Below are 12,480 nucleotides of genomic sequence, written 5' to 3' on the forward strand. Positions count from 1 at the left end.
GGCTAAATCATGATCTGGCGTTTCACGCAATAATAACGTCACCATTTGGCTGTTTGGTCACGGTAATTTGCTCCAGACTATGAAGGACCAAATCTACCTCATTCAGACGCGGGGTGTCTGCCGGTGCATTAACAGCAATAACATGGCAACCTGCCGCCAGACCAGAAAGCAAGCCAGCGGGAGCATCTTCCACTACCACACATTCCTGCGGCGCAAGCCCCAGCAGTTGCGCGCCTAACAGATACGCATCCGGCTCAGGTTTTCCACGCTTAACCCGTTCAGCGGTAACAAACACCTCCGGCGCAGGAAGTCCGGCCACTTTATGGCGCGCTCGCGCAACTGGCATAGAACCTGAAGTGACAATTGCCCACGGAATACCCGCTTTATTCAAATGATTGAGTAAAGCTATCGCCCCCGGGAGCGCGGTAATGCCTTCGGTTTCCGTGGCCTCGATTTGTTCCAGACGCGTAAACTCGGCGGCAATTTCTGCCTCGGTTTTCCCCGCCATAAAGTGACGCAGAGACGTTATTGCCTGTTTACCGTGAATAAAAGCAAGCACCTCTTCCGGCGTTAGCCCATGCCGTTTCGCCCAGTTGCTCCACGCCCGCTCTACCGCAGGCAGGGAGTCCACTAACGTACCATCAAGATCAAACAGAAAACCTTTGCACCGCACGCAGGCCTCCTCAGGCGTTAATGATTTGATTAATTTCGTTGGTACTCAAATGATACTGACGCGGGCAGGAATGCCAGACGTTCAACATGCGCTGATATTTCTCCCACATTGGTGTCTGGGCATTAAAGCCATGAGTTCCGGCGTCAAAATGCGTGTAACGCCCTTCGACATTAACCATAAAGCGTACATAACCGAGATAACGCGCTTCAGTAGCGGCGTCGAAGCCGAGGAAAGTGACACGGCGTTCATCGATAGCTTGCTGATCCTGCAAATTAGACCAGGAAACATGCAGCGCGTGATACATCTCCATAATGTCGATGATAGTGCGGCAGGTTTCTTCTTTCAGCTCGCCAAACTCGCGATCCAGCTCGCGCATCTGTAACCCATAGCCACGCTCAATGATTGTTTGCAAGCAACGGTAACGTTCAGCATTTGCCGGATCGAGCATAGTCATCATTTTGTACTGGTTAGACAAAATAAGACGTTGCGCGTTGGTCATTTCCATTGTTGACTCCTGTATCACTTTACTACGGTGAAAAAAAAGAAGGCCGATGTCTGCCTTCTTTTATATGCGTAATCAGGGATCAATTACAAATCATCAAGGAAAGTTTTATCCAGTTGTTTGAAGGCGCGCTTAAGCGTGTCAGCTAATGCCTGATAGTCAGGCTTGCCTTCTACCGGTGCTAACGCTTGCCCGGCTTCCTGCAATTTACCGCGAACTTCATAAAACCAACTCAGGATCGCTGGCGGTAATGGCGTAACGGAACGCTTGCCCAGCCACCACAATCCCTGCATCGGTAAACTCAGAGCGAACAATGCTGTAGCAACTGCCGGACCAAGCTGACCGCCCAGCGCAATCTGCCAGCAGAGAGTAAATACGGCGATCGGCGGCATAAAGCGGATCGCATAACGCGTCATCTTAATAACGCGATTTTCAACAAACACCGGGGCAAGGCGTTTTTCCAGCGGCCACGTCTTTGAGTAGTGCTGTCCCCGGCGGAACAAACTAAAAAAATTAACAGAACGATTATCCGGCGTTGACATGCTTCACCTCAACTTCACATATAAATATTCAAAAATTTGTGCAAATTCACAACTCAGCGGGACAACGTTCAAAACATTTTGTCTTCCATACCCACTATCAGGTATCCTTTAGCGGCCTGAAGGCCTAAGTAGTACATATTCATTGAGTCGTCAAATTCATATACATTATGCCATTGGCTGAAAATTACGCAAAATGGCATAGACTCAAGATATTTATTCCATCATGCAAAAAAAATTTGCAGTGCATGATGTTAATCATAAATGTCAGCGTCATCATGCGCTACGCTCTATGGCTCCCTGACGTTTTTTTAGCCACGTATCAATTATAGGTACTTCCATGTCGAGTAAGTTAGTACTGGTTCTGAACTGCGGTAGTTCTTCACTGAAATTTGCAATCATCGATGCAGTAAATGGTGAAGAGTACCTTTCTGGTTTAGCCGAATGTTTTCACCTGCCCGAAGCACGCATCAAATGGAAAATGGACGGCAATAAACAAGAAGCGGCTCTAGGTGCAGGCGCCGCTCACAGCGAAGCGCTCAACTTTATCGTTAATACTATTCTGGCACAAAAACCAGAACTTTCTGCGCAACTGACTGCTATCGGTCACCGTATCGTACACGGCGGCGAGAAGTATACCAGCTCCGTAGTGATCGATGAGTCTGTTATTCAGGGTATCAAAGATGCAGCTTCTTTTGCACCGCTGCACAACCCGGCTCACCTGATTGGTATCGAAGAAGCACTGAAATCTTTCCCGCAACTGAAAGACAAAAACGTTGCTGTGTTCGACACCGCGTTCCACCAGACTATGCCGGAAGAGTCTTACCTCTACGCCCTGCCGTACAACCTGTACAAAGAGCACGGCATTCGTCGTTACGGCGCACACGGCACCAGCCACTTCTATGTAACCCAGGAAGCGGCGAAAATGCTGAACAAACCGGTAGAAGAGCTGAACATCATCACCTGCCACCTGGGCAACGGTGGTTCCGTTTCTGCTATCCGCAACGGCAAATGCGTTGACACCTCTATGGGTCTGACCCCGCTGGAAGGTCTGGTAATGGGTACTCGCTCTGGCGATATCGACCCGGCTATCATCTTCCACCTGCACGACACCCTCGGCATGAGCGTTGACGCAATCAACAAAATGCTGACCAAAGAGTCTGGCCTGCTAGGTCTGACCGAAGTAACCAGCGATTGCCGCTATGTTGAAGACAACTACGCGACGAAAGAAGACGCGAAGCGCGCAATGGACGTTTACTGCCATCGCCTGGCGAAGTACATCGGTGCATACACTGCGCTGATGGATGGTCGTCTGGACGCTGTTGTATTCACCGGTGGTATCGGTGAAAATGCCGCGATGGTTCGTGAACTGTCTCTGGGCAAACTGGGCGTGCTGGGCTTTGAGGTTGATCATGAACGCAACCTGGCTGCACGTTTCGGCAAATCTGGTTTCATCAACAAAGAAGGCACCCGCCCTGCTGTTGTGATCCCGACCAACGAAGAGCTGGTTATCGCGCAAGACGCCTGCCGCCTGACCGCCTGATTCCACACCGCCAGCCCTGCTGGCGGTGCTGTTTTGTAACCCGCCAAACTGGCGGTAACGAAAGAGGATAAACCGTGTCCCGTATTATTATGCTGATCCCTACCGGAACCAGCGTCGGTCTGACCAGCGTCAGTCTTGGCGTGATCCGTGCAATGGAACGCAAAGGCGTTCGTCTGAGCGTTTTTAAACCTATCGCTCAGCCGCGTACCGGTGGCGATGCGCCCGATCAGACAACGACTATCGTGCGTGCGAGTTCTTCCACCACGACAGCCGCTGAACCGCTGAAAATGAGTTACGTTGAAGGTCTGCTTTCCAGCAATAAGAAAGATGTGCTGATGGAAGAGATCGTCGCGAACTACCACGCCAACACCAAAGATGCCGAAGTGGTTCTGGTTGAAGGTCTGGTCCCGACACGTAAGCACCAGTTTGCCCAGTCTCTGAACTACGAAATCGCCAAAACGCTGAACGCGGAAATCGTCTTCGTTATGTCTCAGGGCACTGATACCCCGGAGCAGTTGAAAGAGCGTATCGAACTGACTCGCAACAGCTTCGGCGGTGCCAAAAACACCAATATCACTGGCGTTATCGTTAACAAACTGAATGCTCCGGTTGATGAGCAGGGTCGTACTCGCCCGGATCTGTCTGAGATTTTCGATGACTCTTCCAAAGCGAAAGTCAACAATGTTGATCCGGCGAAGCTGCAAGACTCCAGCCCGCTGCCGGTTCTCGGCGCTGTGCCGTGGAGCTTTGATCTGATCGCAACTCGTGCGATCGATATGGCACGCCACCTGAACGCCACCATCATCAACGAAGGCGACATCAACACTCGCCGCGTGAAATCTGTGACTTTCTGCGCACGCAGCATTCCGCACATGCTGGAGCACTTCCGTGCCGGCTCTCTGCTGGTGACTTCCGCAGACCGTCCTGACGTACTGGTTGCCGCTTGTCTGGCTGCAATGAACGGCGTAGAAATCGGTGCTCTGCTGCTGACTGGCGGCTATGAAATGGACGCGCGCATTTCTAAACTGTGCGAACGTGCTTTCGCTACCGGCCTGCCGGTATTCATGGTGAACACCAACACCTGGCAAACCTCTCTGAGCCTGCAAAGCTTCAACCTGGAAGTTCCGGTTGACGATCACGAGCGCATCGAGAAAGTTCAGGAATACGTTGCTAACTACATCAACGCTGACTGGATCGATTCCCTGACTGCAACTTCCGAACGCAGCCGTCGTCTGTCTCCGCCAGCGTTCCGTTATCAACTGACCGAACTGGCACGCAAAGCAGGCAAACGTATCGTTCTGCCGGAAGGCGACGAACCGCGTACCGTTAAAGCAGCCGCTATCTGTGCCGAACGTGGTATCGCAACGTGCGTACTGCTGGGTAACCCGGCAGAGATCAACCGTGTTGCAGCGTCTCAGGGCGTAGAACTGGGCGCAGGCATTGAAATCGTTGATCCAGAAGTGGTTCGCGAAAACTATGTTGCTCGTCTGGTCGAACTGCGTAAGAACAAAGGCATGACCGAAACTGTTGCACGCGAACAGTTGGAAGACAACGTGGTTCTCGGCACGCTGATGCTGGAACAGGATGAAGTTGATGGTCTGGTTTCCGGTGCTGTTCACACCACCGCAAACACCATCCGTCCGCCGCTGCAGTTGATCAAAACTGCACCGGGCAGCTCTCTGGTATCTTCCGTGTTCTTCATGCTGCTGCCGGAGCAGGTTTACGTTTACGGTGACTGCGCGATCAACCCGGATCCGACCGCAGAACAACTGGCTGAAATCGCAATTCAGTCTGCTGATTCCGCCGCTGCTTTCGGTATCGAACCGCGCGTGGCTATGCTCTCCTACTCCACCGGTACTTCTGGTGCAGGTAGTGACGTAGAGAAAGTTCGCGAAGCAACTCGTCTGGCTCAGGAAAAACGTCCTGACCTGATGATCGACGGTCCTCTGCAGTACGACGCTGCGGTAATGGCTGACGTTGCGAAATCTAAAGCGCCGAACTCTCCGGTTGCAGGTCGCGCTACCGTGTTCATCTTCCCGGATCTGAACACCGGTAACACCACTTACAAAGCGGTACAGCGTTCTGCCGACCTGATCTCCATCGGGCCGATGCTGCAGGGTATGCGCAAGCCGGTTAACGACCTGTCCCGTGGCGCACTGGTTGACGATATCGTCTATACCATCGCACTGACCGCGATTCAGTCTGCACAGCAGCAGTAATCTCGTCATTATCCGCAGCCATGCGCTGCGGATATCTGAACCGGAAATAGTCACTATTTCCGGTTTTTTATTCTCTTAATTTGCATTACTCCTTTCTGATTATCTTGCTTAACTGCGCTGCATCAATGAATTGCGCCATCTCACTTTGCATACTTACCACTTTGTCTTGTGCAAGGGAAAATTTGCGCTATGTCCGCAATAACTGAATCCAAACCAACCAGAAGATGGGCAATGCCCGATACGTTGGTGATTATCTTTTTTGTTGCTATTTTAACCAGTCTCGCCACCTGGGTTGTTCCGGTGGGAATGTTTGACAGTCAGGAAGTGCAATATCAGGTTGATGGTCAGACAAAGACTCGCAAAGTTGTAGATCCTCACTCATTTCGCATTCTGACCAACGAGGCAGGCGAACCCGAGTATCACCGAGTACAACTGTTCACGACGGGAGATGAACGCCCCGGTTTGATGAACTTCCCGTTTGAAGGGCTAACCTCTGGCTCGAAATATGGGACAGCCGTTGGCATCATCATGTTTATGCTGGTGATTGGCGGCGCGTTTGGTATCGTGATGCGCACAGGAACCATTGATAACGGGATTCTCGCGCTTATCCGCCACACTCGAGGGAATGAAATTCTTTTCATTCCGGCACTGTTTATTCTCTTTTCACTCGGCGGTGCGGTATTTGGCATGGGGGAAGAGGCCGTCGCCTTTGCCATCATCATTGCCCCACTAATGGTACGCCTGGGTTACGACAGTATTACCACCGTCCTGGTAACCTACATCGCAACGCAAATCGGTTTTGCCAGCTCGTGGATGAACCCGTTCTGCGTGGTTGTCGCCCAGGGGATTGCTGGCGTTCCTGTCCTTTCCGGCTCCGGGTTGCGCATTGTGGTGTGGGTTATCGCCACTCTGATTGGCCTCATCTTTACCATGGTGTACGCCTCACGGGTGAAAAAGAATCCTTTGTTGTCACGCGTGCATGATTCCGATCGCTTCTTCCGCGAAAAACAAGCTGATGTTGAACAGCGGCCGTTCACTTTCGGTGACTGGCTGGTATTGATTGTCCTGACCGCCGTCATGATCTGGGTGATTTGGGGCGTGATCGTTAACGCCTGGTTTATTCCAGAGATTGCCAGCCAGTTCTTCACTATGGGTCTGGTGATTGGCATCATCGGCGTTGCCTTCCGCCTTAACGGTATGACCGTTAACACCATGGCCTCGTCATTTACCGAAGGGGCGAGAATGATGATTGCTCCTGCACTGCTGGTCGGTTTTGCCAAAGGGATTTTACTGCTGGTTGGCAATGGCGAAGCGGGTGATGCCAGCGTGCTGAATACTATTCTCAATAGCATTGCCAATGCCATTAGCGGCCTGGATAACGCGGTCGCGGCCTGGTTTATGCTGCTCTTCCAGGCGGTATTCAATTTCTTTGTGACATCCGGTTCTGGTCAGGCAGCGTTAACCATGCCGTTACTGGCACCGCTTGGCGATCTGGTTGGCGTTAACCGTCAGGTTACCGTGCTGGCGTTCCAGTTTGGCGATGGCTTCAGCCATATCATTTACCCGACTTCGGCTTCGTTAATGGCGACGCTCGGTGTTTGCCGGGTAGATTTCCGTAACTGGCTGAAAGTGGGTGCAACACTGCTTGGACTGCTGTTTATTATGTCCAGCGTCGTGGTGATAGGCGCTCAGTTAATGGGTTACCATTAAGTCAATAATCCCCTTGCCAGTCTCTGGCAAGGGGAACTGATTACAATAGCTCTCTGGCTGCCGCCACAATATCATGCGCGGTTAACCCGTACTCTCTCTGTAAAAAGTCCTGAGTTCCAACCTGACCATAACGCTCCTTCACGCCCACGCGACGCATTGGTATTGGGCAACTTTCGACTAATACCTCGGCAACGGCGGATCCTAGCCCATTGTGAATACTATGGTTTTCACAGGTCACAATACGCCCCGTTTTCTCGGCATAATTTTTAATCAACATTCGGTCAACAGGTTTAAGAGTAAACATATCAATTACTGCCGCACTTACACCGCTCTGTTCCAGTTGACGTGCGGCCTCCAGGGCTTCAGCCACCATAATGCCATTAGCAATCAGCGTGATGTCAGTACCTTCACGCAGTACATTGCCTTTACCAATAGAGAAGGTTGTCCCAGGAGAATAAATACTTGTCGCTTGCTTACGGATCGTACGAACCCAGTAAAGCCCATCAAGCTCTACAAGCTGGCGTAAAATATCACTAAACATCACCGCATCGGTCATCTCCATCACCACCGAATGCGCCAGCCCACGCACAATTCCCATATCTTCAAATGACATATGTGTCCCGCCATTGTGGCAAGCGGTAACACCCGCATCAGAAGCAATCACTTTGACATTAGCACGCTGGTAATCAAGCGACATAAAGAGCTGATCAAAACAGCGACGACTGGCAAATGCGGTAAAGGTATGCACGAATGGCTTGCGCCCGGTTAAGGCCAGCCCTGCAGCGGTGCCGATAACATTAGCTTCCATAATGCCGCAATTAATGACGTACTGTGGATAATCCCGCGCCACGCTGTCCATTGCCATGGAACTCATTAAATCAGCCTCAAGGGCAATGACAGAATTACCGTTTTCAATCTGTTGCGCAATAAAGCCTGCATAAATTTTGCGCATCTCGATGCTGTCTTTTTGTCCTGCCGGTGCGAGCTTAATCATGCATGGCCTCCAGTTGGCGAATTGTTTCGTTTAGCATCTCCTTCATTTCTTCCGTGAGGCGTAAATGATGAGAATTACTGAGTTGCTCAAGACACGCTACCCCCTGCCCTTTGATACTATCGAGAATGACTACTCTCGGTCTGGCCTCGGCTGGTAGAACAGGTTTAACTACATTCAACAACCCCTCAATATCATCGCCCTTCACTGTCACGACATCAAAACCGAAAGCGCGGAATTTTCCTTCTAAATCAAATGGATTAATAATTTCATCCAGTTCGCCATCAAGCTGCTGTTTGTTCCAGTCCACAAACACAGTGAGATTATTCAAACGATGATGAGCAATAAACTGGAAGGCTTCCCAACATTGGCCTTCGTTAAGTTCACCATCGCCAACAATACAAAAAACCCGATTCTTGCGCCCCGCCAGTTTATGCGACAGCGCCATCCCTCCTGCAATGGATATCCCCTGCCCCAGCGATCCTGTAGTGGCATCAACACCACGCGTTTTTAGCCGATCCGGATGACTTGGTAAGCGAGTTCCGTTCTGATTTAAGGTGCTTAATTCTTCCAGTGGAAAATAACCTTTCAGCGCCAGAGTACTGTAGAGCGCAGGTCCGGCATGCCCTTTTGACAATACAAAATAGTCACGATCAGGCCCGTCGGGATCAGCAGGATCAATTTTCATCACCGCGCCATAAAGAACTGCCAGCGTTTCCACAACAGACATGCTGCCACCATAATGACCAAAGCCAAGATGAGTTAATGATTTAAGCGTCTGGATACGAATATCCCGTGCAAGTTGTGTCACTTCTTTAACATTCATAATTTGGCTCCGCTCTTCTCCTGCACTTTGGCAGCGAGTTTGTTATTGGCGAAAATGTTCCAGGCAACCAGCAGCACAAATAGCGCTACTACAAGTCCGGTTATGGCAAAAGGCGAGAGATAACGCGCCAGGTTCCCGAGAACGATGCCGACAGCACCAAAATCCGCATCGGAAAAGGTCGTATTTGCAAAGCCTATCGCCCCCAGAACTGGCAATAACAGCACTGGCAGGAAGGTAATCAATAAACCATTCGCAAAAGCACCAATCATCGCGCCGCGACGCCCACCCGTAGCATTACCAAATACACCCGCAGTTGCTCCGGTGAAGAAGTGAGGAACGACACCAGGAAGAATCAGCACCAGTTTCATCTGTCCCAACAAAAATAGCCCCACCAAACCACCAAGAAAGCTAAATAAGAAGCCAACTAACACTGCATTTGGCGCATACGGATACACAACCGGACAATCGAGGGCGGGACGCGCATTCGGCACCAGCTTTTCTGAAAATCCGGTAAATGCCGGAACAATTTCAGCAAGGATTAAACGCACACCTTGCAGAATGATAAATACGCCTGCGGCGAAGGTGATGGCCATAATAATGGCGTAGACAAGGTAGTTTTGACCGCCACTAAACTGGCTTTCAACGTACTCGCGCCCCGCACTGATCGCCATGATCAGATAAATCACCATCATCGTAAGGGAAATAGAGATGGAGCTATCGCGCAGGAAGCTCAGATTTTTGGGCAAATTCATCTCTTCGGTGGAACGCGAACCTTTACCGCACATGCTGCCAATCCAGCCAGAGAGTACATACCCCAAAGTACCAAAGTGACCAAAAGCGATTTCATCATTCCCGGTAATACGCCTCATGTAACGTTGTGCTAATGCAGGGAAAAACGCCATCACTAATCCCAGAATAAGAGAACCGGTAAATACCAGTGATATACCTTCAAAACCAGCCACTGTCAGAATCACACCAATCATGCAGGCCATATAAAATGTGTGGTGTCCGGTCAGAAAAATATATTTCAGGCGGGTAAAGCGGGCAACAATAATATTCGCTACCATACCAAATGCCATAATAAGCGCCGTCGACGCGCCATATTTTTCCAACGCAATAGAAACAATAGCCTCATTATTCGGAATGATACCCTGAATATTAAAGGCATGTTCAAACATACTACCCAGCGGATTTAAAGAACCAACCAGAACAGTGGCACCACCGCCCAGAACAATAAATCCGAGAATGGTTTTAATTGTGCCTTTAACAACATCTGAAAATGCTTTTTTCTGAGCAACCAGACCGATTAAGGCAATCAAGCCGACCAGTACCGAGGGTACTTTGAGTATATCAACAACAAAATTCAGCGTTTCAAGGATAAACATATCCACCTCGCTTCAATTAAGGTTATTGTTTTGCGAACCAGTTACGCAGTTGCGTTTCAAGTTCATTAATATCAATGATGTTGTTGATAACCACCAACTGACTTTCCGGTACGCTGGCACTGGCGGCAATATCTTTAGCCATCACAAATAAATCGGCAGCCCCTGGCGTTGCTGATGAGAGATCGGAATGTTCCACTTCCGCTTCTATCTCCATTTTTTTCAGAACTTTTTTAATATTCATTTCGACCATAAAACTACTACCAAGCCCTGAGCCACAAATAGCCATAATTTTCATTATATTCACCATGTTAAGTTGTAGAAGTTCTCATCACGCAACGGCGTAATGTTGTGACAAGACTGAATTTTGAATGTGATTAGAATCGTGAAATTATCGTTTTTATTTCCTCCAGGTTGCGAGCCTGATGCAATTCCTGTAAATCCTTCTCACTGGAGAATAACTCAGCCAGTGCAGATATCATTTCGATATGGCTGTGTTTATCTGGTGCGGCAAGTAAAATGATGACATCTACAGGATCAAATTCCTCTGCATTAAAACTGACACCTTCTTCGAGTTTTAATAATGATAACCCCAATCCTTTTGCACCTTCTTCTGGTCGGGCATGGGGCATTGCCAGCCCAGGCGCCAGGACATAATAAGGCCCCAGTTTTTCATGTTGTGTTTTTATCGCACTGAGATAATCCGTCGTAATTATCTCCGCCTCCAGTAACGGTCTGGCACAAATATCTAATGCTTGCTGCCAGGTTGTGACATTCTTTCGTAATGCGATTGTTGAATCAGAAAGCCAGGTATTAAGCACTTGTCCTCCTCATTTTCCGTGTCAATGAGCAGACTTTAAGCAAGCAACGGCAGCATATCTGAGATCAATCTCACAAAGATAGCGCTATCAGTATGTATCATTCATATTTGTGATAGCGCTATCAAAACGGATTTCACTGATGAAATCCAAACTTCTACCAGAAATTAAGGGGTATACTCTGCTACCAACAGGAAGCCGTTGATGATAAGTAAAAAAAGATCTCCATATGTAGTCGCTGAGCAGGATTTTGTATGGCAATAACCCGAAAACGTCGTAGTACTGGTAAAGTCACTATCGCCGATGTCGCGCAACTCGCAGGAGTTGGCACAATGACTGTATCCAGAGCGTTACGCACTCCCGAACAAGTTTCCGATAAACTGCGGGAGAAGATTGAAGCCGCAGTTAATGAATTAGGGTACATGCCCAACCTCACTGCAAGCGCGCTGGCATCGGCATCTTCGCACACGATTGCAATGGTCGTACCAAACCTGGCTGAAGCAGGATGCACGGAAATGTTTGCCGGGCTGCAACATGTACTACAACCAGCGGGATATCAGATAATCCTGGCTGAGTCACGCCATCGTCTGGAGCAAGAAGAAAAACTGCTGGAAACTCTGCTGGCTTCTAATATCGCCGCAGCGATTTTGCTCAGTGTTGAGCATAATAATACCGTGCGTAACTGGCTCAAAAATGCCTCGATTCCCGTTATGGAAATCGGTGCCATTCGTACCGATCCGATTGATATGAACATTGGCATTGATAATGTCGCAGCAATGTTCGAACTGACGGATATGCTGGTACAACGTGGTTATCAGAATATCGGTTTGCTATGCGCCAACCAGGAACAGTGGATCTTTCAGCAGCATTTACAGGGATGGTATAAAGCTATGTTACGCCATCATATGTCTCCCAACCGTGTTATTAACGCTGCTCTGCCACCGGTTTTTTCCACCGGAGCATCACAATTACCGGAATTTTTACTCGCATGGCCGGAACTGGATGCCCTGGTATGTGTGTCAGATGAGTTGGCCTGCGGTGTTCTGTATGAATGTCAACGAAGACGCATCAAAGTACCAGACGATCTCGCCGTAGTGGGATTTGGTGACAGTGACGTTAGTAAAGTTTGCCAACCACCATTAACAACAATGGCCGTTCCTCACAGGAAAATTGGTCTGGAGGCAGGAAAGGCTTTGCTGGAACGAATTAGAGAAGGTAACTGGAGCGATCAGGTACTCATCGCTCCCAGTTTGTGTTTACGTGAAAGCTGCTGAAAC

At 49.4% G+C, this 12,480-nt stretch carries 12 protein-coding genes; 4 read left to right on the top strand and 8 right to left on the bottom strand.

Going from position 1 to position 12,480, the window contains the following annotated elements; genetic code table 11:
• Window positions 1–22: 22 nt before the first annotated feature.
• From hxpA to yfbV, 3 genes are all read right to left on the bottom strand, one after another.
• Complete coding sequence (gene hxpA, locus A31E_RS11060) at window positions 23–673, bottom strand: hexitol phosphatase HxpA (RefSeq protein ID WP_001203379.1); 651 nt, start codon at window positions 671–673, stop codon at window positions 23–25.
• 10 nt (window positions 674–683) lie between these two features.
• Window positions 684–1,178 (bottom strand): YfbU family protein, encoded by a 495-nt coding sequence (locus A31E_RS11055; protein ID WP_016249006.1) that lies wholly within the window; start codon window positions 1,176–1,178, stop codon window positions 684–686.
• An 83-nt stretch (window positions 1,179–1,261) separates the two neighbouring features.
• Window positions 1,262–1,717, bottom strand: coding sequence for a terminus macrodomain insulation protein YfbV (yfbV, locus tag A31E_RS11050; protein WP_000106629.1), 456 nt, complete (start codon window positions 1,715–1,717; stop codon window positions 1,262–1,264).
• Between the two features lie 337 nt (window positions 1,718–2,054).
• Between yfbV and ackA the strand changes: the two genes are divergently transcribed.
• The 3 genes from ackA (at window position 2,055) to yfcC (ending at window position 7,186) form a co-directional block, all read left to right on the top strand.
• Entirely contained in the window at window positions 2,055–3,257 is a 1,203-nt protein-coding gene (ackA, locus tag A31E_RS11045; protein WP_000095712.1) for an acetate kinase, read from the top strand.
• 74 nt (window positions 3,258–3,331) lie between these two features.
• Window positions 3,332–5,476 carry a phosphate acetyltransferase gene (pta, locus tag A31E_RS11040; RefSeq protein ID WP_000086737.1) on the top strand — a complete coding sequence of 715 codons (2,145 nt, stop codon included), beginning with the start codon at window positions 3,332–3,334 and terminating at the stop codon, window positions 5,474–5,476.
• Between the two features lie 189 nt (window positions 5,477–5,665).
• Window positions 5,666–7,186, top strand: coding sequence for a putative basic amino acid antiporter YfcC (yfcC, locus tag A31E_RS11035; protein ID WP_032141354.1), 1,521 nt, complete (start codon window positions 5,666–5,668; stop codon window positions 7,184–7,186).
• Window positions 7,187–7,226: 40 nt separating this feature from the next.
• Here yfcC and A31E_RS11030 read toward each other — a convergent pair whose 3' ends face one another.
• The 5 genes from A31E_RS11030 to A31E_RS11010 all read right to left on the bottom strand — a co-directional run bounded on the left by A31E_RS11030 (window position 7,227) and on the right by A31E_RS11010 (window position 11,206).
• Entirely contained in the window at window positions 7,227–8,180 is a 954-nt protein-coding gene (locus tag A31E_RS11030; protein ID WP_016249008.1) for a transketolase family protein, read from the bottom strand.
• Window positions 8,173–9,003: a transketolase gene (locus A31E_RS11025; RefSeq protein ID WP_016249009.1), complete on the bottom strand. Its 831-nt coding sequence runs from the start codon at window positions 9,001–9,003 to the stop codon at window positions 8,173–8,175. Before A31E_RS11025 ends, A31E_RS11030 begins: the two co-directional genes overlap by 8 nt.
• The gene (locus A31E_RS11020) at window positions 9,000–10,388 is read right to left on the bottom strand and encodes a PTS ascorbate transporter subunit IIC (RefSeq protein WP_016249010.1); all 1,389 of its coding nucleotides are present in this window, start codon (window positions 10,386–10,388) and stop codon (window positions 9,000–9,002) included. Before A31E_RS11020 ends, A31E_RS11025 begins: the two co-directional genes overlap by 4 nt.
• A gap of 22 nt (window positions 10,389–10,410) precedes the next feature.
• Window positions 10,411–10,683, bottom strand: coding sequence for a PTS sugar transporter subunit IIB (locus tag A31E_RS11015; RefSeq protein ID WP_000699821.1), 273 nt, complete (start codon window positions 10,681–10,683; stop codon window positions 10,411–10,413).
• Window positions 10,684–10,762: 79 nt separating this feature from the next.
• Window positions 10,763–11,206, bottom strand: a complete 444-nt coding sequence (locus A31E_RS11010; RefSeq protein ID WP_000935564.1) for a PTS sugar transporter subunit IIA — start codon at window positions 11,204–11,206, stop codon at window positions 10,763–10,765.
• Window positions 11,207–11,457: 251 nt separating this feature from the next.
• Between A31E_RS11010 and A31E_RS11005 the strand changes: the two genes are divergently transcribed.
• Window positions 11,458–12,477, top strand: coding sequence for a LacI family DNA-binding transcriptional regulator (locus tag A31E_RS11005; RefSeq protein WP_001516786.1), 1,020 nt, complete (start codon window positions 11,458–11,460; stop codon window positions 12,475–12,477).
• Window positions 12,478–12,480 lie beyond the last annotated feature (3 nt).

It is taken from the genome of Escherichia sp. KTE159 (assembly GCF_000408805.1).
GTDB lineage: Bacteria > Pseudomonadota > Gammaproteobacteria > Enterobacterales > Enterobacteriaceae > Escherichia > Escherichia marmotae.